The sequence below is a fragment of the Aeromonas sobria genome (genome assembly GCF_050266975.1).
In the GTDB taxonomy this organism is placed as follows: Bacteria; Pseudomonadota; Gammaproteobacteria; order Enterobacterales; family Aeromonadaceae; genus Aeromonas; species Aeromonas sobria_B.
Genome location: NZ_JBKISU010000008.1, coordinates 13,134 through 37,489, shown reverse-complemented (window position 1 = coordinate 37,489; position 24,356 = coordinate 13,134). Strand labels below are relative to the sequence as shown.

Below are 24,356 nucleotides of genomic sequence, written 5' to 3'. Positions count from 1 at the left end.
GGTGCCTCCTTAAAACGGGCTCTGGATGGCTTGCATGCCGACGTAGACGGACTTGATCTGGGTGTAGTGCTGCAGGGTCGCCAGGCCGTTCTCCCGCCCGATGCCGGACTGCTTGAAGCCGCCCACCGGCATCTCGGCCGGGGAGGCCCCATAGCTGTTGATCCAGCAGATCCCGGCCTGCAACTGATGCACCACCCGGTGGGCACGGCGAATGTCTCGGGTAAACACCCCGGCCGCCAACCCCAGGGCCGTGTCATTGGCCCGTCGCACCACTTCTTCCTCCTGCTCGAAGCTGAGCACCGACATCACGGGGCCGAAGATCTCTTCCCGGCAGATCCGCATCTCGTCCCGGCACTCGCTGAAGATGGTGGGGGCGACGAAGAAGCCATTGGGCGCCATGGCGGGGCGCAGCGCCTCGCCGCCGCAGCGCAATGTGGCCCCCTCCTCCTGACCGATGCGGATGTAGTCGAGCACCTTGCGCTGATGCTCGCGGGAGATGAGGGCACCGAAGTTGGTGGCCGGATCCATGGGATCCCCGACGCGGATATTGTCCCGGGTACGGGCCAGCAGGCGCGCCATGAAGGCGGGGTAGATCCCCTGCTGCACGTAGACCCGGGTGCCGTGGGTGCACACCTCCCCCTGGGTGTAGAAGTTCGCCACCATGGCGGCGCTGACCGCCTCTTCCAGATCCGCATCGTCGAAGATGATGAGGGGGGACTTGCCTCCCAGCTCCATGGTCACCCCTTTGAGGGTGTCGGCGGCGGCGCGCATCACCTTCTTGCCGGTGCCCACCTCGCCGGTGAAGGAGATCTTGGCCACCTCGGGCGCCTGACTCAGCCAGGCCCCGATCCGGCCATCCCCCTGCACCACGTTGAAGACCCCGGCGGGCATGCCGGCCTCGATGAAGATCTCCGCCAGCTTGAGGGCACCGAGGGGCGTCTCCTCCGAGGGTTTGAAGATCATGCTGTTGCCGCAGGCCAGCGCCGGGGCCGCCTTCCAGCAGGCAATTTGCAGCGGATAGTTCCAGGCGCCGATCCCGGCGCAGATGCCGAGGGGCTCGCGGCGGCTGTAGTAAAAATCGGCCCCCAGCTGCTGCTGGTTGCCCTCGATGGCGGCGGCCAGGCCGGCGAAGAATTCGATGCTGTCGGCGCCGGTCACCACGTCCACCACGGAGGCCTCCTGCCAGGGCTTGCCGGTGTCGGCCACCTCGATGGCGGCCAGGGCATCGTTGCGCTCGCGCAGCAGGGCCACGGCCCGCAGCAAGATGCGGCCACGCTCGACCCCGCTCATGGCCGACCAGAGGGCAAAACCCTGCTGGGCGCTCGCGATGGCGGCGGCCTGCACGGCCTCATCGGCCACCTCGACCTCGTAGATGACGGCCCCGGTGGCCGGATTGATCACCTCGAAGCACTCGCCAGAGGCATTGGCCAGATAACGGCCGTCGACAAAATTCTGATAACGGGTCAAAGACATGAATTCACTCCGCTGGGGTCAGTCGTTGCAGGATAAAGAGTTTGCACAGCCGCTCGGCACGGCTGAAGTCGGGTTCGGGGCTGGGGCTCAGGGCACTGCGCAGCCAGAAGCCATCTATCATGGCGGCGCTCTGCTGGGCCGCGGCCAGAGCCTGCTGGCGCGGCAGGCTGGCGCCGAAGGAGCAGGCCAGATTGCTCAGCAGTCGCCGCTGGTTGATCCGTTGCAGGCGGGCCAGATCTGGTTCATGGCTGGCCTGGGCCCAGAAGGCGAGCCAGGTGCGCGCCACGGCACGGGAGCACTGCAAGGGGGTGAAATTGGCCTCCACGATCGCCATCAGCCTCGCCTGAGGCGACATGCCGGGGCGAAGCCGCTCCCGCAGCGCCGCCCCTAGGGCCGAGAGCAGCTCCCGCACCACCGCCTCGATCAGCGCCTGCTTGCCACCGAAGTAGTGGCTGATGATGCCGGAGGACATGCCGGCCTGGGCGCTGATGCGATTGAGGGTGGTGTGCTGCAGCCCGAACTCGGCCACCGAAGAGATGGTGGCCTGGATCAGCTGCTGACGACGTTTTTCCGAGACTCCGACTATGGGCATGTTTTTGTTAATTGATTGTTCAATGAAACCACACCCTAAACGTTAGAAGCGAAAGGATCAACCCATCAAAACTACACAAGAAAAGCAGATAAAAACAGAATAAAACCAATAAACAACATAAAAACATAGAGTTAAAATACATCTCACACGGTGGAATTTAATTTAGATATCTAATGATTTAATTGTAAAATGTTAGCAAATTGCGTCAGTCGGCAGACACGGGTCGGCGAGTGAAGCTGGCCTTTTCCTCCCGAAAACGGGCTCCGAAAAGGTCTTTTTTGGCGGTAACGATGGCAAGAAAGGGAGTCGATAGCAGCTTGAACGTGCGCGCCGTGGGCAAGGGCAAGATCCTCAATCAAGGCTCATTCGAAGATGATATGGCGACAAAAAAACAAGGCGCGGCGGGATCTTTTCATCAATGCGGTGGACAGGGCGAAGGCGCCAGACTCACGACTTCCCCCTCCCCCATCCAGGGGGGCGCGACACAAACCACCAAAGTTGCCAGCCGGGCCCACAACCGGCGTGACCGCATTCGGGGCCATGGTTATGATGTGGCTCCCCCATTGCCTCGTTTCGGGAGAAGGCCAGATGAATCGCCCCTTGAGTTATGTGCTGGATGGCGTCCTGTGTGAGCCCCGGCTGTTCACCGTTCCCCTCGATCATCGCCAACCGGAGGGCCCGGCGCTCACCCTGTTTGGCCGCACCCTCTGTCGCAAGGACAAGCTGGACGCCGACCTGCCCTGGCTGCTCTATCTGCAAGGGGGCCCGGGCTTTGGCGCCCCCCGCCCCACCAACCAGAACGGCTGGCTCAAGCGAGCCTTGCAGGAGTTTCGGGTGCTGCTGCTCGATCAGCGGGGCACGGGCCACTCCACCCCGGTCAGCGCCGATGCGCTAGCCCATATGAGCCCACCTGAACAGGCCGACTACCTGAGCCACTTTCGGGCAGACGACATAGTGCGCGATGCCGAGCTGATCCGGGCCGAGCTCTCGCCCCACAGGCCCTGGAGCCTGCTCGGCCAGAGCTTCGGCGGCTTCTGCTGCCTGACCTATCTCTCCCTGTTTCCCGCCGCCCTGGACGAGGTCTATATCACGGGAGGGATCCCCCCTCTTGGCCGCAGTGCCGATGAGGTCTATCGCGCCACCTATCGCCGGGTCGCCGACAAGAACCGCGCCTTCTTCACCCGCTTCCCCCATGCCCAGGCCATCGCCAACCGGCTGGCCAGGCACCTGCACAGCCACGAGGTGCACCTGCCCAACGGCCAGCGTCTGACGGTGGAGCAGTTGCAGCAGCAGGGGCTGGATCTGGGGGCCAGCGGTGCCTTCGAGGGACTCTATTTCCTGCTGGAGGATGCCTTCATCGGCGAGCGGATCAATCCCGCCTTCCTCTATCAGGTGCAGGCCATGCAGCCGTTCAACGCCCACCCCATCTTCGCCATCCTGCACGAGGCCATCTATTGCGAGGGGCACGCCAGCGACTGGGCGGCCGAGCGGGTGCGCGCCGAGCATCCCGCGCTGGCCTGGGCGCCGGGCCAGGACTTCGCCTTCACCGGCGAGATGATCTTCCCCTGGATGTTCGAGCAGTTCCGCGAGCTTGTCCCCCTGAGAGAGGCCGCCCATCTGCTTGCCAGGAAGGCGGACTGGGGTCCCCTCTACGATCCGGCCCAGCTGGCCCGCAACCGGGTGCCGGTGGCCTGCGCCGTCTATGCCGACGACATGTATGTGGAGTTCGATTTTTGCCGCGACACCCTCAAGGGTCTGGGCAACAGCCGCGCCTGGATCACCAACGAATATGAGCACAACGGCCTGCGCGCCGATGGGGAGCAGATCCTGGACAGGCTCATCCGGCTGAATCGGGACCGCTGATCCCACCAGGCTCGCGCCTGCAGCATGACAACAAATTCGAGGGCGGCCCATGAGCCGCCCTGCCCATGGAAGCAACACAATAATAAGGACACCCATTGGATCACCCGGAACTCTCGGCGAGCTGGCTGAGCCGCCTCTTCTATCACTGGACCTCCCCCTTGCAGCGCAAGGGGCTGCGGGAGAGCGCCGTCAGCCTGGACGATCTCTACCCCCTGCTGCCCCAGGACAGCCGGGATGCCAGGGCCGATGAGTTTCTGGCCCTGACCGCCCGCCAGCCGGTGCGCCCCTGGCTCATCACCCGCCACATCTGGCGTCACTACGGCAGCCGCATCGGTCTGCTTACCCTGTTGCAACTGCTGGCCATGCTGGCGACCCTGGCCAGCCCCTGGCTGCTCAATCACGTCATGACCCAGCTGGGCGCCGGCGCCACCACGGCGCACAAGCTGCTGCTGGCCCTGGCCCTGTTCGCCTCCGTGCTCGCCGCCGGCATGTTGTCTGAACACGCCCTGCAGCTCTCCCTCAAGATGCATGTTCCCATCCGCCGCCTGCTGGCGGAGGCCCTGCTCGCCAAGGTGATGAAGCTCGGCGGCAAGAGCTTCGACGACAGGGCCGGTGGTAAGGTGCAGAACCTCATCAATCGGGACGTCTGGGACATCACCTGGATCCTGGCCGATCCCGCCATGCCGGTGACCCTGCTGCTGCAACTGGCGGGCACAGTCGCCCTGCTGGTGTGGCAGGTGGGCCATGCGGGCCTGGTGGGCTGCGCCGTGCTCATGCTGCTGTTGCTGCTCTCGACCCGGCTGATCCGGCGCATGAACCAGCAGGAGCAGCGCCTCAAGCACAGTCAGGACGAGCGTAACGGCATCCTGGCCGAATACATCAAGAAGCTGCGGCTGGTGCGCCAGAACGGGCTCGGCCCCTTCTTCACCCGGGCGGCCCGGCGCAAACGCCAGCAGGAGCTCAGAGTGCTCGGCCGGGTGCTCAGGCTCGACGCCATCAATGATGCCCTCATGCTGGGCACGCCCCTGCTGGTCACCCTGGCCACCTTCATCACCTATCTGGCATCGGGTCAGCACCTGACCCTGCCCCAGGTGTTCACCACCATCGCCCTGTTCGCCGTGCTGCGCATCCCCATGCAGCGCCTGCCTTATCTCATCCGCACCCTGATCAACTTCAATACCGGCTTCAGCCGCTTGTGCGAACTGCTCAACAGCCCGGAGCAGCACCGCAGCCTCGACGATGAGCGCCTGGCCAGGGGGGCAATCGTGCTGGAGGGGGTGAGCACCCACCATCGGCAGCACGCCGTGCTGACCGGGGTCAACCTGGCCATAGCGCCGGGGGAGCTGGTCGGCATCACGGGGGCCACCGGGGCCGGCAAGAGCTGCCTGCTGCACCTCATTGCCGGCTTCGATGACGAGTTCGAAGGGGAGATCCGCCGCCACGGCCGGGTTGCCCACCTGGGCCACAAGCCCTGGCTGATGAACGACAGCATCCGCAACAACATACTGTTCGGCCAGCCCTGGGACGAGGCCCGCTACCTCTGGGTGCTGGAGGCCTGTACCCTCAACGGGGATCTGGCCCTGCTCGCCCATGGGGATCAGACCCTGGTGGGCGAGCTGGGCACCCGCCTCTCCGGCGGCCAGCAGCAGCGGGTGGCCCTGGCCAGGGCCCTCTATACCCGGGCCGACATCCTGCTGCTGGACAACCCCCTCTCGGCCCTGGATCCCCTGGTCGCGGCCCAGGTGCTGCGCCTGGGGCTGAGCTTCCGCCCCGGCCCGACCCGCTTGCTGGTGAGCCATGACCCCGAGGTGCTGGCCCGCTGCGATCGGGTCTTTGCCATCGAGGGGGGAAGCCTGACCGAACTGGCCCCGCGCCAGCTGGTGGATCTGCCGGGGAGCCGGTCCGACGTCCCCCTCCTCCCCCCCCGGGAGCAGGAGCGGTTCAGCGAGGAGAAGATGGTGGAAGGCAAGGTGGACTGGGGGCTGTTCGGCTTTCTCTGGCGGCGGCTCCAGGCCCCCGGCCTCATCCTCCTGATCCTGGTGCTGACCCTGGGGCAGGAGGGGCTGCGCATCGCCTCGGATCTCTGGCTCGGCGGACGGGCAGAAGACACGGCGCTCTCCCCCCTGATCGGCATCTACGCGGCCCTGGGCCTGGGATCCCTGCTCTGCATCACCCTGGTGCGGGTGCTGAACTACAAGCTGGGACTCAGGCTCGCCTGGAGTCTGTTCGACGGCATGCTGGGCCGCATCAGCCGCGCCCCCATGGCCTTCTTCGACAAGGTGCCCCAGGGGCGCATCCTCAACCGCTTCGATCGGGATCTGGCAGAGACCCAGGAGACGCTGCTCCCCATGCTGGTGGGCCTGGTCGGCATGCTGATCTCGGTGCTGCTGCAGGTGCTGGTGATCGGCATCAACCTGCCGCTGCTGTTGCTGGTCGCCCCCCTGGTGGGCTGGGCCCTCTATGTGTTGCAGCGCCGCTACCGGGCGGTACAGCTCAAGCTCAGACGCCAGGCCTCTGTGCTGCGCTCGCCGCTCTACATCAGCATCGGCGAGACCATACGCGGCGCCCCCGCCCTGCGTCTGGCCGGCGCCGAGCGGTACGCCCTGGATCAGGTGCTGGTGCACTATGACAACAACCTGCGCAGCTGGTACACCACCACCTCCATCAATCGCTGGCTCGGCATGCACCAGACCCTGCTCTCCGCCGCCCTGGTGGGGGCCGTGGCCATCATGGTCGCCCTGAGCGACAGCACCCTGTTCGGCGCCGTGGCCATCACCTATGCCTTCACCACCTCGGCCATGCTCAATGCCCTGATCCGCAACTTCGCCGAGGTGGAGCAGATGATGAATGCGGTCGAACGGGTGCGGGAATACAGCGAGATAGAGAGCGAGCGCCAGCAAGGCGCGCCCCTGCAGATGGCCCATCCGGCCGTGCGCTTCGTCAACCTTGGCCTGCGTTATCCAGAGGCGAGCCAATGGGCCCTGCACAAGGTGAACTTCGAACTGGCCCCGGGGGAGAAAGTCGGCGTGTGCGGGCGCACCGGGGCGGGCAAGAGCTCGCTGCTCGGCGCCTTGCAGGCCATGTATCCCGCCACCCAGGGGGAGATCTATTACGGCGATCAGCCCCTCTCGACCCTGGCTCCGGAGGCGGTACGGGATCTCTACGACACCGTCTCCCAGACCCCCCTCACCTTCTTCGGCACCCTGAGGGCCAACCTGGCCCCCCTGGCGGATCCCGAGGGGCCTGCCACACCGCCACTGGCCCCCAAGATGGCAGCGAATATCGCCCCCATGCCACTGCCGGGGCCGGGGTCAGACCAGCATCCCGTCCGCGACAGGGCTCGCCAGGATGAACGGCTGATGGAGGCACTGAGACGGGTGGGCCTGGGCGATCGCTGCGCCGGCCGGCTGGATGAGGATCTCGACCAGCTGCAGCTCTCCGCCGGCGAGACCCAGCTGCTGGTGATCGCCCGCATCCTGCTCTCCCACCGCCCCTTGATCGTGCTGGACGAGGCGACCTCGGATCTGAGCCACGGCGGCATGCGCGAGATGGCCGAGCTGCTCTACCGCTACCGGCCAGAGGCCAGCTACCTGGTGATAGCCCATCATCTGGAACCCCTGCTGTCGGTGGACAAGGTGGTGGTGATGGAGGCGGGCACAGTGGTGGAGCAAGGATCGCCGGTCAGCCTGCTGGCCAACCCCGCCTCCCGTTTCCATCAGCTGTTCGCCGGTCAGGTCAACCGGCAGATAGATCAGATAGCCTGATGCCATACGCAACAGGGCTGCCCCTGGCAGCCCTGTTCATGCGACAAGATGCGTTCAACGCTCCATTATCTGGGTCACATCCTCCTTGCTGATCATCACCTCCCGCCCCTCCGAGTCATGGTAGCGGTACATGCCGGTACTCTCATCCAGCCTGGGCTTGCTGTCTGTGGCGATCATCCTGCCATCCCGGGTGCTCATGATGTATTGGGAGCTGCATGCGGTCACGCCCAGCACGCAGCAGAGTAATACCATGGTGACTCTCATCGTCCATCTTCCTTGCCTGCCCCTCCCCGTGAGGGATCACCCAGAAAGCCTAGCTCACGGGGCCAAGGTGCAGCGTCGGGAGCGCCCACAAAAAGGCCGGATAGGATCCGGCCTTGTTACTCACTCTGCGCTGGGCTTGCGTTCCCCGCTCACCCTGGGGTTCGCGGGATCCGAGCTCCATTCATACCAGCCGCCGTCGTAGACGCTGATCCGTTTCCAGTCCATCAGCCAGGCGTAGAAGAAGGCCTCCGAAGCGCGCCAGCCGGTGCCGCAGTAGAAGGCGGTCTGCGCCTCTGGCGCTATCTGCCACTGCTGCCACATGGCCAGGATCTCCCCCTGGGGCTTCATGGTGCCATCCGGGTTGTGGAAGTCGCTCATGCTGTTGGCATCCACGCCACCGTGTCCCCACTTGGCGCCCGGTATGTCCCCCTTGGCGTCGATATAGCTGTAACCTGAGGTCTCGCCGGTGAACTCGTCCCAGGTGCGGATGCTGACCAGGGCGCCGTCGGCCTGCTTGAGCAGGGCCTTGGCCTGGTCGGTGGAGGTCAGGTACTCGGGATGCTGCGGGATCTTGACCCCAAATGATGCGACAGCCTCATACTTTTTCGGTAGACCCGCTTCGGTACTCAGGTGTGCGGCGAACCAGGCGTCGATGCCGCCATCGAGCAGGCGCACGTCTGCCACCCCGGCATACATCAGCAGGTGGGCGGCCCGGGCGGCGGCCATGGAGTTGCGACCATAGAGGATGACGCTGGTGTCGTGGCGGATGCCATTCTTGAGCAGCAGCGCCTCCAGATCGGCATCGGAGACCTTGTTCCACAGCGGCTCCTGCTCCAGGCTGTTGGTGTCGATGTAACCCGCTCCCGGGATATGGCTCAGCAGGAAGGCCTTGGGGGCCCCCCAATCCACTTCAAACAGCTTCCAGTCCCCCTTGGGAGCGGCCGCCACCGGCTTGCCCGCCTGCAGATCCGCCAGCCACTGGGGATAGACGAGTTGCTGCCAGCGGGCCAGGTGGACACGCTCGGCCTGCTGCCAGCCCTTGAGCTCATAGAGCTGGTGGAAGCCGCGCATGCGCAGCAGACGGGCCACCTCGGCCAGCCCCTTCTCCTCGCCATAGAGCGCGACCGGCTTTCTGGCATCCAGCCCCTTGGCACTCAGGGCCTGGGGCCACTGCTCGTCGTCATATTTCCAGTCGGCGGAGAGGCTCACGGCCCCCGCCACGTGCCCGCCCTCTTGCTCCCCTGCCATGGGCCAGCCCTGGTAGAAGTGGCTGGGACGGGTGTCGATCAGGATGGCGCCCTGGGTCTTCGCCTCCTCGAGGGAGAGCGGGGCCAGTTCGTCGGCCCCGGCAGGGGTGCTGAACCAGAGCAGCAGGCTGGTGGTGGCGGTTAGCAGCAGCCGAATCGCGTGTTTCATTGACGTGCTCACTTTTGATGGATGGCAATTAGAAGATGGAGCGGCCGAGGCGCCCGGACAGCAGCTCGAGGGCCGCCGTGCCTGCCAGCGAATTACCGGCCTTGTTCAGTTCGGGTGACCAGACGCAGACGCAGAGCTCACCCGGGATGAGCGCCATGATACCACCGCCGACCCCGGACTTGCCCGGCATGCCGACCCGATAGGCGAAATCCCCGGCCTCGTCGTACAGGCCGCAGGTGGCGAGCAGGGCATTGACCTGCTTGGTGGTGCGCGCCGGCAGCAGGGGCTCGCTCGCCCCGAGCGGCAGGCCGCGATTTGCCAGATAGACGAAGGTACGGGCGAGATCGACGCAGCTCATGCGGATGGCGCAGGCATTGAAGTAGCTCTGCAACACCTTGTCCACCTCGTTGTGGAAGTTGCCGTGGGACTTCATCAGGTAGGCGATGGCGGCGTTGCGCGCAGAATGCTGATACTCGGAGCGGGCCACCACGGCATCCGCGACGATAGCGGGGTTGCCGGCCAGGCGGCGTACCAGTTCCAGGGTGCGCTGGCGCGGCGCCGTCAGCCGGGTCTCCAGCAGATCGCTCACCACCAGGGCGCCGGCGTTGATGAAGGGGTTGCGGGGAATGCCATGTTCGAACTCGAGCTGCACCAGGGAGTTGAAAGGCTGACCCGAGGGCTCCTTGCCGACCCGGGCCCAGATCTCCTCTTCCCGGTAGAGGGTAAGCGCCAGGGTGAGGCTCAGGGCCTTGGAGATGCTCTGGATGGAGAAGGGTTCGTCCGCATCCCCGGCGGTGAACAGTTCCCCCTCCACGGTGCAGACCGCCATGCCGAGCCTGTCCCCCGACACCCGCGCCAGGGCCGGGATATAGTCGGCGACCTTGCCTTGTCCCAGCAGGGGACGCACTTCATCGAGAATGCTTTCCAGTAATTGCGATGACAACTGCATTGAGAGGTTCCACAACTCAAAACGGGGTCAGCCACCCCACCGACAAAAATCCCGCCAGCGGCGGGATTTTTCATGCTGGCCCAATCAGGCCGGTTCACCATACCAGAGGTCGAACAGCTCGGTGACCTCGACGGCCTCCATGCCCTTGGCATCCAGCCAGCCCTTGATGGCGGCGCGGTCTTCCTCGGTGCACTTGCCCAGGGCCTGGGTGCAGATCATCCCCTCCCAGGCCAGGTGGCCCGAACCGGCGAAGGCCAGTTTGCGCGGCTCGATCACCTCATCGATCATGGCATCGATGACGGCATCTATGGTCTCTTCGGCTGTGTTCACCGGGAAGTTAAAGCTCAGATCGAATCCCAGTTCCTGGAACTCCTCGACGCGCAGTTTCTTGCGCAGACGGCGACTACGGTTTGCCATGACAGCTCCTCAGGTTCAGTTAACGCGTTTGAAAATCAGATCCCAGACCCCGTGACCAAGACGATGGCCCCGTTGTTCGAATTTGGTCAGCGGACGCCACTCGGGGCGCTCCACCCAGTTGCCATGGGCCGAGGTGTTCTCGTAGCCTTCGGCTACGCTCATCACTTCCAGCATGTGCTCGGCATAGTTTTCCCAGTCGGTCGCCATGTGGAAGACGCCACCTATGGCCAGCTTCTGGCGAATATCCTGGGCAAAGGCGGGCTGCACGATGCGGCGCTTGTGGTGACGGCTCTTGTGCCAGGGATCCGGGAAGAACAGCTGCAGGCAGGAGAGCGAGCCGTTCGGGATCATGTGCTCCAGCACCTCGACCGCATCGTGGCAGATGACCTTCAGATTGGTCACCCCGGCTTCCTGGGCGCTGCCCAGACAGGCACCCACCCCTGGGGTGTGCACCTCGATGCCGATGAAGTTCTTCTCGGGGGCATGCTTGGCCATCTCGACCAGGGAGGCGCCCATGCCAAAGCCAATCTCCAGCACCACGGGGGCATCGCGACCAAACAGGGCGACGAAATCCAGCGGAGCCGTGTCGAAATCGATCCCCATGACAGGCCACTGTTCGGCCAGGGCCTTCTCCTGACCCTTGGTCAGGCGGCCTTCACGACGGACAAAGCTGCGGATCTTGCGCATGAACTTGCCGTCTTCGTTAAATTCGTCTTGGGTCACTGGCATATTGGATTACTCGTTATGTCATCTATCGGCACAAACAGGGGAGCGAATTATCCCAAGATGGGCCCAAGGCGCAAGTCTTTCCGACAACAAATGACCCAGGCGGGTTGGGTTCATGCCGCGCCTGCGGCCATTGCCAGCGGGTTCACAGCATCAGGCTTCCCGCGGGTGCATCCTGCATCGCGCCAATAACATCATATACAACAAAGGATTGCAGTATGAAAAAGCCCCTTGTCGCCCTCTGCCTCAGCGCCCTGCTGGCCGGTTGCAACACCTCAAGCAACGAGTCACAGGCCCCCGCCGCCACTCCGGCCGAACGGGCCTTCGAGTACCTGACCCAGCTCGGCTCGAGCGCCGAGGGCATTGGCGCCCGCCCCACCGGCAGCCCCGCCGAGACCCGCGCCGCCGCCTGGATCCAGGACAAGCTGGGCGGCTGGGGCTATGAGGTCATCCGCCAGCCGTTCAACTACACCCGGGGCGGTACCGAGAAACACTCCCAAAACATCGTCGCCGAGCTCAGGGGCCAGAGCGACAAAGTGATCCTGCTGGGGGCCCACTACGACAGCACGGGGGAGGATGAGGGCTCGGAAGGGGCCACCGACAACGGCGCCGGGGTCGCGGCCCTGCTGGCGGTCGCCGAGGCGCTCCAGGGCCAGTCCCTGCCCCATACGGTACGCTTCGTCTTTTTCGGCGCCGAGGAGAACGGCCTCAACGGATCCAAGGCCTATGCCGCCAGCCTGGATGAGGCCGCCATCGACGCCCTGCTGGCCATGGTCAACTACGACACCATCGCCGGGGGCGACATCGTCTATGTCCACTCCGCCCACTCGGATGAAGCCGAATATGGCTGCGCCGAGCCGGCGCGCTACAGCCATGATCCCAGGGTCCGTGACCGTCTGCTGGCCATCGCCAAACAGACTGACACCCCATTCGCCATCCACCCCAGCTATGACGGCTACCCGCAAGGGGAGACCGGCAGCTGGTCGGATCATGCACCGTTCGCCTGCCTGGGGGTACCCATCGCCTACGTGGAGGCGACCAACTTCACCATCAATGGCCAGGACGGTTACGACGGCTACTCCCAGAGCACCCATCCGGCGCTGTGGGACTGCTACGACGACGCCAGCAAGAGCGCCTGCGATCGAGATAGCGAGACCCAGTGGGGCAAGATCTGGCACACCGGCCATGATCGCCTCGACAAGATGGCCGAACTCTTCCCGGGCCGGATCGAACAGCAGCTCGGCGCCAATACCGAGATCCTGATCCGCTTCCTGCGCGAGCCCGGTCTCTAGCTGTGTCGACCCACCGGGGCGCAGCGGTTTTGGCGAAGGGATGACGGGTCGGGACGATAAAATATGGGCAGGTGCCAAACCTGCCCTTTTTTATGGATTTTTGTGACAGCCATTGCCTCATTTTTTAAATCTGATACAAACGGATAACTTGGCGGTTGAATGGAGCGACCGCCTACCCGTCAGAGAGAGTCCTATGCAGCCGTTTTTTGCCCAGCGCTTCGAGAAGGTCGAGCCTTCCTTTATCCGTGAAATCCTCAAAGTCGCCGCCAATCCGGAGATCATCTCCTTCGCCGGCGGCCTGCCCAATCCCCACCTGTTCCCGGTCAAGGCCATCGAGCAAGCCTGCCAGGACGTGCTGCGCGAGCAGGGAGCCGCGGCGCTGCAATACGCCACCACCGAGGGCTTCGCGCCGCTGCGCCAGTACATCGCCGACCGCTACCTGAGCCGCCACGGCATGAGCGTCAACCCGGACAACATCCTGATCACCAGCGGCTCCCAGCAGGCGCTGGACTTGCTGGGCAAGGTGCTGGTGGACGAGGGGCAGGATCTCATCATCGAGGAGCCGGGTTACCTCGGCGCCATCCAGGCCTTCTCCGTCTATCAACCGAATTTCAAGCCCATCGCGCTCGGGGAAGCCGGGCTGGATCTGGCGGCGCTGGACGCGCTGCTGGAGCAGGGTTCCAGCGCCAGGCTGCTGTACGGCGTGCCCAACTTCCAGAACCCGAGCGGCGTCTCTTACAGTCGTGCCAACCGCGAGGCACTGGCCGAGCAGCTGGTACGCCACGAGCTGCTGATGGTGGAAGACGACCCTTACGGCGAGCTGCGCTTCGAGGGGGAGCTCCTGCCCCCCATCGCCAAGCTGGCGCCGAACAATACGGTACTGCTCGGCTCCTTCTCCAAGACGGTGGTGCCCGCCTTCCGTCTGGGCTGGATGCTGGTGCCGGACTGGCTGCGCAAGAAGGTCACCATCGCCAAGCAGGCCACCGATCTGCACAGCAACGCCTTCAGCCAGCAGGTGCTGCACCGCTTCCTGACCGACCACTCGCTGGATGCCCATCTGGAGAAGATCAAGGAGGTCTATGGCCGCCAGCGCGCCGCCATGGAGGCCGCGCTGACCCGTCACTGCCCGCCCGGCGTCAGCTACACCCGCCCCGAGGGAGGCATGTTCCTCTGGCTGACCCTGCCTTCGAGCGTCAGCGCCATGGCCCTGTTCGACGAGGCGATCAAGGAGAAAGTCGCCTTCGTGCCCGGCGCCCCCTTCTATGTGCGCCCCGAGATCCAGAACACCCTGCGCCTGAGCTTCTCCTGCGTCGACGAGGCGACTACGGAAGAGGGGATAAAGCGGCTGTGCAACGCCATGAGGCGCATGCTCTGAGCCTGGTCCCAGGGACAATGAGCACAAGAAAGCGGCCAGATGGCCGCTTTTTTACACCCGAGATTCAGGCGATGCGGGCCGGCGCCTCTGCCGGGAGCAGGCTGAACAAGCTCTGCTCGAACTCCCCCATGGGCAGGGGACGGCTGAAGAGATAGCCCTGCAGATAATCGACGCTGCGCGCCTTGAGATAGTCCGCCTGTACCCGGTTTTCCACCCCTTCGGCCACCATCATGAGGCCGAGCCGGGTCGCCAAGTCGATCACGTTGTCCACTATGTGGCAGGAGAGGGCGTCGGAGCCGATCATGGCGACGAAGCTCTGGTCAATCTTGAGGAAATCGACCTGGAACTTCTGCAGGTAGGTGAGGCTGGAGTGGCCCGTGCCGAAATCATCGATGGCGATGAAGACCCCAAGATCGTGCAGCTCGGCAAACAGGCGATCCGTCACCTCGGTGACCTCGATCAGCTCGCGCTCGGTCAACTCCAGCACCAGCTTGATGGGGTTATCCTTGAAGGCGCTCAGAAAGGCGCGGCAATCGTCCACCAGGCTCAGATCCTGGCAGTGGCGGGCGCAAATGTTGAAGCCAAAATGAAAGCCGGCGGGCAGCAAGTGCGCCTTTGGCGCGAAACGTTCCCGCACCTGGCGCATCAGGGAGCTGGTCATGGGGATGATGAGACCACAGGCCTCCGCCATGGGGATGAAGCGATCCGGCGGTATCATGCCCTGCTGGGGGTGTTGCCAACGCATCAAGACCTCGCAGCCGGTGCAGCGCTCCCCCTCCCCGTCCACCACGGGTTGCAGATAGGGGATGAACTCCCCCTTGGAGAGGGCGCGCGCCAGCTCCTGCTCAGGGGAGACGGGTCGCCCCGTGATCCAGAAGGTCACCCCGCCGGCCAGCAGCGCCAGCAGGGTGTAGAGCGCCATGCTGCCATTGCTGTAGTTCCAGGCGCGCAGCCAGTATTGGCGCGGCGTGATGTGCGAACTCAGGTGATAGGCATAGCGCTGGGAGATGATGCCGAACCTGTCCCCCTCCAGCCTGGGGGCGCCATCTTGCACCTCGCCCCGGCTGCCCATCCAGCGTTGGCCGACCTGAAACGCCATGGGGGTCTCGCGGCTCATCAGGCGCAGCGTGTTGTGGATGTAGTAGCCATCGACGCTCACCAGCACACTGCCCTCCTCCCCCAGGTTGCGATAGACGATGAGGGCGCGGTCCGGCGTGACCGGGTTGCCCGGCAGCAGATCCAGCTGCCCCTGCACATAGCCGCTGGGATCGTAATCCTGGTCGTACTCGCCATAGAGGGAGGTGCAATAGATGCGCTTGCCCAGGGTCAGGTTGACCGAGCGCACGTCCGGTACCGTCGCCACCTGGCGGCGCAGCATCTGCTTGGCATCGGCGCAGGGTTGACCCAGCAAGGGCTTGACCGCCATGGCCGCCTGATGGGCGTTATCCAGGGTGCGATCGAACATGTCACGGGCATGGCCCAGCCTGGCATGGATGTCACTGCGCATTTCCCTCACCGTCTGCCAGCCGATGATGGCGGCGCCGAGCAACAGGATCAGCACAAAGACCAGGCTTGCCAGGGCTCCTCGTCTGAGCTGCTGGCGCGGTTTGAAGCGGCGAAATGGCATGGTCACCCCACATTGATGGAGAAAAAGGATGGCGAAAAAGGCAGCGATCATACAGGTTCAAATGTGACGCTTGATAACAGTTTCTGCTGCCGGCTCGTTATAAACAATGAAGTTAATAGTATCCCTCCACCCGGTCGGCCATCCCATGGCGAGGCACCAGGGGCTCGCCACCATAAAAAAAGAGCCCCGCAGGGCTCTTCGTCGACAACCGGAGACTCAGGCGCGCAGGGACTTCTCCGCGCGCGAGATGCCGCACACCCCGGAGCGCACCACCTCGATGATCTCGTTGGTCTGGGCGGCGGTCTTGATGAAGGCGTCCAGCTTCTCGCTGGTGCCCACCAGCTGCACCGTGTATTGATCCGGGGTGACATCGACGATCTGGCCACGGAAGATATCCGCCAGCCGTTTCAGCTCGTCCCGGGCACCACCGGCGGCGCGGGCCTTGACCAGGGCGATCTCCCGCTCGATGTGCTCCCCTTCGCTGAGGTCACACACCTTGAGCACGTCCACCAGCTTGTGCAACTGCTTCTGGATCTGCTCGAGCACCCGTTCGTCACCCATGGTGACTATGGTCATGCGCGACAGGGTGGGATCCTCGGTGGGGGCCACCGTCAGGGTCTCGATGTTGTAGCCGCGCTGGGAGAAGAGGCCCACCACACGGCTCAGGGCGCCGGATTCGTTCTCCAGCAGAACGGAAATTATATGTCTCATCAGATTTCCCCCGCCTTGCTCAGCCACATCTCATCGACGGCGTGATCCATCAGTACGACTGAAATGATATGTCCCATCGTCAGGTCCTCTCCGTCTTGCTCAGCCACATCTCGTCCATGGCGCCGAACTTGATCTGCATCGGATAGACGTGCTCATCGGGGTCGACCGAGATGTCCATGAACACCAGCCTGTCCTTCATGGCGAAGGCCTTCTCCATGGCGCTCTCCAGTTCCGCCGGATCGCTCACCGCGATGCCGACGTGGCCATAGGCTTCCGCCAGCTTGACGAAGTCGGGCAGGGACTCCATGTAGGAGTGGCTGTGGCGGCCGCCGTAGAACATCTTCTGCCACTGCTTGACCATGCCGAGCGCCCGGTTGTTGATGGAGATGATCTTGATGGGCACCCCATACTGCATGCAGGTGGAGAGCTCCTGGATGTTCATCTGCACCGAACCGTCGCCGGTGACGCAGCAGACCACCGCATCCGGGTTGGCAAACTGGGCCCCCATGGCGGCGGGAATGCCGAAGCCCATGGTGCCGAGGCCCCCCGAGTTGATCCACTGGCGCGGCTTGGCGAACGGATAGTAGAGGGCGGCAAACATCTGGTGCTGGCCCACATCGGAGGCGACGAAGGCCTCCCCCTTGGTCACCTTGTAGAGGGTCTCGATCACCTGCTGGGGCTTGATCAGGGTGGGGTGGGTCTCGTAGGCCAGGCAGTTGCGCGAACGCCACTGGTTGATCTGCTCCCACCAGTCCGTCAGCGCCTGCTTGTCGTTGTCGAAACCGCACTCGCCGATCACATCCAGCATCTGTTGCAGCACGGTTTCCACCGAGCCGACGATGGGCACATGGGCCTGCACCGTCTTGGAGATGGAGGTGGGGTCGATGTCGATATGGACCACGGTGGCATTGGGACAGAACTTGGCGACGTTGTTGGTCACGCGGTCATCGAAGCGGGCACCCACGGCGAAGATGAGATCCGCGTTGTGCATGCTCTTGTTCGCTTCGAAGGTGCCGTGCATGCCGAGCATGCCGATGAACTGCGGATGGGTACCGCTGAAGGCGCCCAGCCCCATGAGCGTGGTGGTCACCGGCAGGTTCAGCAGCTCCGCCAGCTTGGTCACCAGCTGATCCGCGTTGGCGTTGATGGCGCCGCCGCCCACGTACATGACCGGGCGGCTCGCCTCGGTCAGCAGCTTGGCAGCCCGCTTGATCTGGCCCTTGTGCCCGGCCTTGGTCGGATTGTAGGAGCGCAGGGAAACGGACTCGGGGTACTGATAGGGGAACTTCTCTTTCGGGTTCTGCACGTCTTTCGGCAAGTCCACCACCACGGGCCCCGGGCGGCCGGTCGCGGCAATGTAGTAGGCCTTCTTGATGGCATCGGGGATGTCGCTCGCCGTCTTGCACAGGAAGCTGTGCTTCACCACCGGGCGGGAGATACCGATCATGTCGGTCTCCTGGAACGCATCTTCCCCGATCATGCTGGTCGGCACCTGGCCGGACAGGATCACCAGGGGGATGGAGTCCATGTAGGCGGTGGCGATCCCCGTGATGCAGTTGGTCGCCCCCGGCCCCGAGGTCACCAGCACAGTGCCCACCTTGCCGGTGGATCGGGCGTAACCATCTGCCATATGCACCGCGGCCTGCTCGTGGCGTACCAGCACGTGCTCCATCTTGCCGTTTTCGAAGAGAGCGTCATAGATGTCGAGCACCGAGCCACCCGGGTAGCCGAACACATGCTCAACCCCCTGATCCTCCAGCGCACGTACCACCATCTGAGCGCCTGATAACATCTCCATGATAAAGCCCTCCAGGCTTTGCTCCGTTTAGCAATTCTATCGACGGCTCCGCTGCTTCCCGGCACCACCCTGTCTGTCTGTTGTTGATTCGCTATCAGACGGGGCGAGTACGGAGCGCGATAGTTGAAAAATAGGGTTTGTCCATCATTCCCCCATAAAATGGGGTGAAAAACCAAGTTAACCCGCTTCCACCGGCTTGTCCACGGCTTTGTCTGACAACAACAGTCATAAATTTCAAACAGCCATTAACATTTAGTAAGCAGTCTGAGAAAAACGGCACGATTACCTGCTCGTTTCGCGAGGGAACAGCGGATCATGCTAGGGAGGGAAATATCGGCAGGGGAATGCCCATCCCGACGGGATGGGCATGACAGGGGGAGATCAGGGGTTATCGTCTGGCTCGGCCAACCAGATCTGTTGATCCGGATCCGTCTCCTCGCAGACGGAGATGCTGACCCCCATATCGATCAACTCATGGAGAGTCAGGCTGTCCGCCAGGTTCATCACTTCGCCGTTTTCGTTGGTAAAACGCATCTTGCTTGTCCTCAGCTATGGGGCTCCATCAGTTTAGTCCATGCCGGCCCAGGGCTGGGATCTCGGTTCATCACTCCAGGGCGCCGAGCTGGGACAACCAGGCGCCGCCAACGGCTTCCCCTTCCGCCAGCTCGCTCAGCCTGTCCCCCACCTCCTCGGGAAACAGGGTCTTGGCCCAGAGCCGACGCGACAGGCTCGGCAAGGGCTCCTCGGCCCCCTCCGCCAGCCAGAGCGCCAGGGCCGCCGCCACATCCGGGTAGACTATCGGGCCCGGCGCCGAGGTATCGAGCCAGCGGCGCACCGCATTGGCATCCAGGCTGTCCATCAGCTGGGCCAGCCCCATCAGCTCCAGGGTCTTGCCGTTGGTCAACTGCTCGAACTGGCCGCCCAGAGGCTTGACCAGCAGCTTCTTGCCGAGCGACAGCGCCTCCGAGGCCAGCTCGAAGCCCGCATTGGAAATGACGCCACGGCAGCCACAGAGCTGCGCCTTGAAGCCGTCCCTGGCCTGGGGCTCGAAGCGGATGTTGCGCCACTCGCTCGCCGCTGTGATGGCGGGGTGAAAACAGACGAAATGGTGCTGGCTGAAGCGCGACAGCAGGGCGGCGATGGCATCTGGCTGCTCGAACGGCAGATAGACCAGGATGCTCTGGTTGTCTGGGGTCGGGCGCATGGCATCGACGATGGGGGGCAGCAGGGGGTGACCGAAGTGAAACCAGTGCAGTCCGAGCCGCTGCCGCACCGGGGCATAATGGCGCATCAACTGCTGGCTGAGTCGGTTCTCCCCCCAGCGAGGCACGGGCCAATGGAAACTGGCCTGATGGCTGATGCTGATGCTGGGCACGCCCTGGCGCCTCGCCGCATGGGCGCTGAGCGGCTCGAAATCGCTGATCACCAGATCGTAGCCACCGCAGTCGAGCCCCTTCAGATCCTGCCAGAAGCGCAGCGGCGCCAGTTGGCGCAAGGTGTCCCAGGGATGCACCCGCCCCGCCCGACTGACGAAACTGATGCCATCGAAACTGCGATAGTCGCCGAAGGTCTCCATCTCGAAATAGCCGGCCCGCGCCCGGCCGCTGAACAGGTAATCGACCTCGATCCCCTGCTCGGCCAGGGCTCTGCCCAGGGTGCGACTGCGACTGATATGACCATTGCCCGTGCCCTGAACCCCGAACAGTATCTTCATGCCAGCCCCCCATTCAGGAGAGGAGGCTGGCCGTACCTCGGCACGCCTCGCACCATGGGCCGCCTCATCCCTGACCCCAGCCGAGGGCCAGCTTGGCGCAGCCCATGCCGAGCAGGGCACCGGCGATGAGATCGCTGCCATAGTGAACGCCGAGCAGCAGGCGCGAGGCGGCCACCAGGCTGGCCCAGGCAAACAGCACGCTCGTCCACTCGGGATAACTGGCCGCCAGTACGGTGGCCATCAGGAAGGCGGCGGCGGTGTGGCCGGAGGGCAGGCTGTAGCGATCCGAGGGGGTGATGAAGACGGGCAGGCCGCTGGGACGAGCCCGGCGCAGGCTGTTCTTGAGCAGCAGATAGAGGGGCAGCTCCAGGGCGAAGGCGAACAGCGCCGCCTCCACCGCATCCTGGCCCCGGCTGCCCTGCTGCCAGAGCAGCACGGCGGCTAGCAGATAGAGGGGACCGTCACCACTGTGGGAGACGAGACGGCTGGCGCTGGCCAATGGCCGGTTATAGGGATGCAGCAGACAGAGCCGGCACACCCGCAGATCCCATTGCTGAATTTTGTTCATCGCCCTCGCCTCTCGCCATCCGGGATCCACAGGCTAAGGCAGCATGATGACAGTCAGGTGAAGAGGGGATAACAGATTGATGAATGGCAGGGCCCGTCGGCCCTGGCGCCGATCAGTTAAGGCCCAGACGCAGCCCGGATTCCATCAGGCGACAATTGTGATCCGCCAGACGGCTCATGAAGTGCTCGTCGACGGTCAGGCCAAACACCTGCTCATAGAGCTCCTTCATCACGAAAGGCTGCCACATCATGCTGAGGAAGGAGACCTTGAGCATCTCGGGATCCACGTCACCACCGAGCTCGCCGCTCTCTCGCATGGCGCTCAGCAAGGCATCGAACTGAGGCATCTGACGCTCGAGGAGGCGATTTAGCACAAAATCCCGCCCAGGGCTTTTCTCGGTCGATAATGCGCTGGAGATGGCGGAGGTGAGCTCGCTGTTGGGGGCCATCACCTGGTAGTAGGTGCTGAGCAGATCATTGAGGCTGCGATGGCCGCTCTCATCCTGCCAGGCCTGCTCCAACGGCTCGGCCACATCCCCCAGCACGGCCTGATAGAGCCCCTCCTTGCTGCCGAAGTAATAGTGGATCATCGCCAGATTGGAGCCGGCCCGTTCGGCGATCTCCCGGGTGGTGACCTTGCTGTAGGGGGTGGTCAGAAAGCGCTCACGGGCGGCGGCGAGCAGCTTGTCACGAATGTCTGATCGTCCGACCGGGCGACCGGGTCTGCGTTTTTCCATGAAATACCTCGAATGAATGCGCGAAAGGCTGATAAGTCGATCCGGTTGCTCAGACGATTGAGTGCAGCAGGAATGACCGGATAATCGAGCAATGGCGGAACATGGAACAAGGAAATTTGCACTCCTTTACAATTCGATTAAATAAGGCAGGGGATCCCATGGGTAAAGTCCGATTGACACAGCATAAAAAACTCGATATTGGTAAAGCATGACTGACTGGAAGGATTGTTCACCTCATGGGTATTGCCGCTCGCCTACTACTAGTTTCCCTAATCGCGACTCCTCGCGCGGGATCCTTGTAGCCGGGCTCAGGCAAAGCCGGTCATTACAAAAACCCGTGCAACCTGCACGGGTTTTTTTATGCCATTGGCAGGATGCACACCAAAGCACTTAGGAAGAGGGAAAACAGATGTCAAATCGGGTCATCATATTCGATACCACCTTGCGTGATGGTGAGCAGGCATTGGCGGCCAGTCTGACGGTCAAGGAGAAGCTGCAGATAGCCTTTGCCCTGGAGCGGCTCGGCGTCGACGTCATGGAAGTGGGCTTCCCGGTCTCCTCCCCCGGCGACTTCCAATCGGTGCAGACCATCGCCCGCAGCATCAAGAACAGCCGGGTCTGCGCCCTGGCCCGCGCCCTGCCCAAGGACATCGATGCCGCCGGCGAAGCCCTGCGGGTCGCCGACGCCTTTCGCATCCATACCTTCATCTCCACCTCCTCCATCCATGTGGAGAGCAAGCTGAAGAAAAGCTTCGAAGACGTGCTGGAGATGGGGGTTAGCGCCATCAAACATGCCCGCCGCTACACAGACGACGTGGAGTTCTCCTGCGAGGATGCGGGCCGCACCCCCATCGACAACCTCTGCCGCATGGTGGAGGCTGCCATCAAGGCCGGCGCCCGCACCATCAATATTCCGGATACCGTGGGCTACACGGTACCGACCGAGTTTTCCGGCATCATCCAGACCCTGTTCAACCGGGTACCCAACATCGATCAGGCCATCATCTCGGTGCACTGCCACGACGATCTCGGCCTCTCGGTGGCCAACTCCATCGGCGCCGTGCAGATGGGGGCGCGCCAGATAGAGTGCACCATCAACGGCATCGGCGAGCGGGCAGGCAACTGCTCCCTGGAAGAGGTGGCGATGATCCTCAAAACCCGCGCCGATCTGCTCGGGGTCCACACCAACATCCGTCACAACGAGATCCACCGCACCAGTACCCTGGTCAGCCAGCTGTGCAACATGCCGGTGCAGCCCAACAAGGCCATCGTCGGCGCCAATGCCTTCTCCCACAGCTCCGGCATCCATCAGGATGGCGTGCTCAAGGCGAAGAACACCTACGAAATCATCACCCCCGAGAGCATAGGCCTGACCCAGAACAGCCTGAACATGACCTCCCGCTCCGGCCGCCACGTCATCAAGCACCGCATGGAGCAGATGGGTTACGCCGAGAGCAGCTATGACCTCGACCATCTCTACGGCAAGTTCCTGACCCTGGCCGACAAGAAGGGCCAGGTGTTCGACTACGACCTCGAGGCCCTCGCCTTCTTCAGCCAGATCCACGAGGAGCCCGAGCACTTCAAGCTGGAGTACCTCGGGGTGCAGAGCGGCAGCTCTGTGCTGGCCACCGCCTCGGTGAAATTGAAGGTGGGTCAGGATCTGGTCTGCGAAGCGGCCACCGGCAACGGCCCTGTGGATGCAGTCTACCAGTGCATCAATCGCATCAGCGGCATCGATATCCGCATCGACAAGTACGAGCTCAAGGGCAAGGGGGAAGGCAAGAATGCCCTCGGCCAGGTCGACATCGTCGCCGAGTACAAGGGGCGCAAGTTCCATGGCATGGGGCTGGCCACCGACATCATCGAATCCTCGGCCCAGGCCCTGGTCCACGTGATCAACAGCATCTGGCGCGCCGATCAGGTCGCCGAACAGATGGGACGCAATAACAATACCAAGACGGAGACAGTATGAGCAGTTATCGGATCGCAGTATTGCCGGGTGACGGCATTGGCCCGGAAGTGATGGCCGAGGCCATCAAGGTGCTGGACAAGGTGCAGGCCAAATTCGGCTTCTCCCTCGACTATGATCGCTTTGATGTCGGCGGCATCGCCATCGACAACCACGGCACCCCCCTGCCGCAGAGCACCATCCAGGGCTGCGAAGCGGCGGATGCGGTGCTGTTCGGCTCGGTCGGTGGTCCCAAGTGGGAGCATCTGCCGCCCAACGATCAGCCGGAGCGCGGCGCCTTGCTGCCCCTGCGTGCCCACTTCAAACTGTTCTGCAACCTGCGTCCGGCCCGCATCTACACCGGCCTGGAACAGTTCTCTCCCCTGCGGGCCGACATCTCGGATCGCGGCTTCGACATCGTCTGCGTGCGCGAGCTGACCGGCGGCATCTACTTCGGCCAACCCAAGGGACGCGAGGGGAGCGGGGCCAGCGAGAAGGCATTCGACACCGAGGTGTACCATCGCTTCGAGATAGAACGCATCGCCCACCTCGCCTTCCAGGCTGCCCGGGTACGCCACTCCAAGGTGACGTCCATCGACAAGGCCAACGTGCTCGCCTCCTCCATCCTGTGGCGCGAGGTGGTGACCCAAGTCGCCAAGGCCTATCCGGATGTGGCCCTCAGTCACATGTATATTGACAACGCCACCATGCAGCTCATCAAGGATCCGTCCCAGTTCGACGTGCTGCTCTGCTCCAACCTGTTCGGCGACATCCTCTCCGACGAGTGCGCCATGATCACCGGCTCCATGGGGCTGCTCCCCTCCGCCAGCCTCAACGAATCCGGCTTCGGCCTGTTCGAGCCCGCCGGTGGCTCGGCCCCGGACATCGCCGGCAAGGGGATTGCCAACCCCATCGCCCAGATCCTCTCCGCCGCCCTGATGCTGCGCTACAGCCTCGACCAAGAAGCGGCCGCCCAGGCCATCGAGCAGGCCGTGGCCCAGACCCTGGCAGAAGGCTACTTCACCGCCGATCTGCACCAGGCGAGCGCCAAGCACCCGGTGCAGAGCACCGCCGACATGGGCAGCCAGATCGCCGCGCGCATCTGATGGCAATGGTTTGAATA

General features: G+C 63.5%; 20 protein-coding genes. 6 read left to right on the top strand and 14 right to left on the bottom strand.

The window, feature by feature from the left end:
• Positions 1-9 precede the first annotated feature (9 nt).
• Together betB and betI are read right to left on the bottom strand one after the other, a co-directional pair.
• Complete coding sequence (gene betB, locus ACLHZ1_RS06295; protein ID WP_427261401.1) at positions 10-1,473, bottom strand: betaine-aldehyde dehydrogenase; 1,464 nt, start codon at positions 1,471-1,473, stop codon at positions 10-12.
• Positions 1,474-1,477: 4 nt separating this feature from the next.
• The gene (gene betI / locus ACLHZ1_RS06290) at positions 1,478-2,065 is read right to left on the bottom strand and encodes a transcriptional regulator BetI (RefSeq protein ID WP_408797821.1); all 588 of its coding nucleotides are present in this window, start codon (positions 2,063-2,065) and stop codon (positions 1,478-1,480) included.
• A 588-nt stretch (positions 2,066-2,653) separates the two neighbouring features.
• Between betI and ACLHZ1_RS06285 the strand changes: the two genes are divergently transcribed.
• Both ACLHZ1_RS06285 and ACLHZ1_RS06280 read left to right on the top strand, forming a co-directional pair.
• A complete protein-coding gene (locus ACLHZ1_RS06285; protein ID WP_427261400.1) occupies positions 2,654-3,928 on the top strand; it encodes an alpha/beta fold hydrolase in 1,275 nt (424 codons plus the stop codon).
• 95 nt (positions 3,929-4,023) lie between these two features.
• Positions 4,024-7,692, top strand: a complete 3,669-nt coding sequence (locus ACLHZ1_RS06280; protein WP_427261399.1) for an ATP-binding cassette domain-containing protein — start codon at positions 4,024-4,026, stop codon at positions 7,690-7,692.
• 54 nt (positions 7,693-7,746) lie between these two features.
• Here ACLHZ1_RS06280 and ACLHZ1_RS06275 read toward each other — a convergent pair whose 3' ends face one another.
• The 5 genes from ACLHZ1_RS06275 to trmB form a co-directional block, all read right to left on the bottom strand.
• On the bottom strand, positions 7,747-7,956 hold the full coding sequence (locus ACLHZ1_RS06275) for a YgdI/YgdR family lipoprotein (protein WP_427261398.1): 210 nt from the start codon (positions 7,954-7,956) through the stop codon (positions 7,747-7,749).
• Between the two features lie 120 nt (positions 7,957-8,076).
• Entirely contained in the window at positions 8,077-9,372 is a 1,296-nt protein-coding gene (locus tag ACLHZ1_RS06270) for a rhodanese-like domain-containing protein (RefSeq protein ID WP_427261397.1), read from the bottom strand.
• Positions 9,373-9,400: 28 nt separating this feature from the next.
• Positions 9,401-10,321, bottom strand: a complete 921-nt coding sequence (gene glsB, locus ACLHZ1_RS06265; protein WP_427261396.1) for a glutaminase B — start codon at positions 10,319-10,321, stop codon at positions 9,401-9,403.
• A gap of 84 nt (positions 10,322-10,405) precedes the next feature.
• The gene (locus tag ACLHZ1_RS06260; protein WP_041992702.1) at positions 10,406-10,738 is read right to left on the bottom strand and encodes a 50S ribosome-binding protein YggL; all 333 of its coding nucleotides are present in this window, start codon (positions 10,736-10,738) and stop codon (positions 10,406-10,408) included.
• Positions 10,739-10,753: 15 nt separating this feature from the next.
• Positions 10,754-11,467 (bottom strand): tRNA (guanosine(46)-N7)-methyltransferase TrmB, encoded by a 714-nt coding sequence (gene trmB / locus ACLHZ1_RS06255; RefSeq protein WP_427261395.1) that lies wholly within the window; start codon positions 11,465-11,467, stop codon positions 10,754-10,756.
• Between the two features lie 215 nt (positions 11,468-11,682).
• On the opposite strand from trmB, the gene ACLHZ1_RS06250 reads away from it, so the two are divergent.
• Entirely contained in the window at positions 11,683-12,756 is a 1,074-nt protein-coding gene (locus ACLHZ1_RS06250) for a M28 family metallopeptidase (RefSeq protein ID WP_427261394.1), read from the top strand.
• Between the two features lie 193 nt (positions 12,757-12,949).
• Positions 12,950-14,131: a PLP-dependent aminotransferase family protein gene (locus ACLHZ1_RS06245; protein ID WP_427261393.1), complete on the top strand. Its 1,182-nt coding sequence runs from the start codon at positions 12,950-12,952 to the stop codon at positions 14,129-14,131.
• A gap of 64 nt (positions 14,132-14,195) precedes the next feature.
• On the opposite strand, the gene ACLHZ1_RS06240 is transcribed toward ACLHZ1_RS06245, so the two are convergent.
• From ACLHZ1_RS06240 to ACLHZ1_RS06210, 7 genes are all read right to left on the bottom strand, one after another.
• Positions 14,196-15,758 (bottom strand): EAL domain-containing protein, encoded by a 1,563-nt coding sequence (locus ACLHZ1_RS06240; protein ID WP_427261392.1) that lies wholly within the window; start codon positions 15,756-15,758, stop codon positions 14,196-14,198.
• 216 nt (positions 15,759-15,974) lie between these two features.
• Positions 15,975-16,469: an acetolactate synthase small subunit gene (gene ilvN / locus ACLHZ1_RS06235; RefSeq protein WP_041992687.1), complete on the bottom strand. Its 495-nt coding sequence runs from the start codon at positions 16,467-16,469 to the stop codon at positions 15,975-15,977.
• Positions 16,470-16,548: 79 nt separating this feature from the next.
• Entirely contained in the window at positions 16,549-18,267 is a 1,719-nt protein-coding gene (locus ACLHZ1_RS06230; protein WP_427261391.1) for an acetolactate synthase 3 large subunit, read from the bottom strand.
• 381 nt (positions 18,268-18,648) lie between these two features.
• Positions 18,649-18,801, bottom strand: a complete 153-nt coding sequence (locus tag ACLHZ1_RS06225) for a hypothetical protein (protein WP_408797846.1) — start codon at positions 18,799-18,801, stop codon at positions 18,649-18,651.
• A 70-nt stretch (positions 18,802-18,871) separates the two neighbouring features.
• Positions 18,872-19,981, bottom strand: coding sequence for an MJ1255/VC2487 family glycosyltransferase (locus ACLHZ1_RS06220; protein WP_408797848.1), 1,110 nt, complete (start codon positions 19,979-19,981; stop codon positions 18,872-18,874).
• A 64-nt stretch (positions 19,982-20,045) separates the two neighbouring features.
• Positions 20,046-20,549 (bottom strand): phosphatase PAP2 family protein, encoded by a 504-nt coding sequence (locus ACLHZ1_RS06215; protein ID WP_427261390.1) that lies wholly within the window; start codon positions 20,547-20,549, stop codon positions 20,046-20,048.
• Positions 20,550-20,661: 112 nt separating this feature from the next.
• Positions 20,662-21,285, bottom strand: coding sequence for a TetR/AcrR family transcriptional regulator (locus tag ACLHZ1_RS06210; protein ID WP_427261389.1), 624 nt, complete (start codon positions 21,283-21,285; stop codon positions 20,662-20,664).
• 409 nt (positions 21,286-21,694) lie between these two features.
• Here ACLHZ1_RS06210 and leuA point away from each other — a divergent pair, with 409 nt between their 5' ends.
• Entirely contained in the window at positions 21,695-23,257 is a 1,563-nt protein-coding gene (leuA, locus tag ACLHZ1_RS06205) for a 2-isopropylmalate synthase (RefSeq protein ID WP_427261388.1), read from the top strand.
• Positions 23,254-24,339: a 3-isopropylmalate dehydrogenase gene (gene leuB, locus ACLHZ1_RS06200; RefSeq protein ID WP_427261387.1), complete on the top strand. Its 1,086-nt coding sequence runs from the start codon at positions 23,254-23,256 to the stop codon at positions 24,337-24,339. Before leuA ends, leuB begins: the two co-directional genes overlap by 4 nt.
• Positions 24,340-24,356 lie beyond the last annotated feature (17 nt).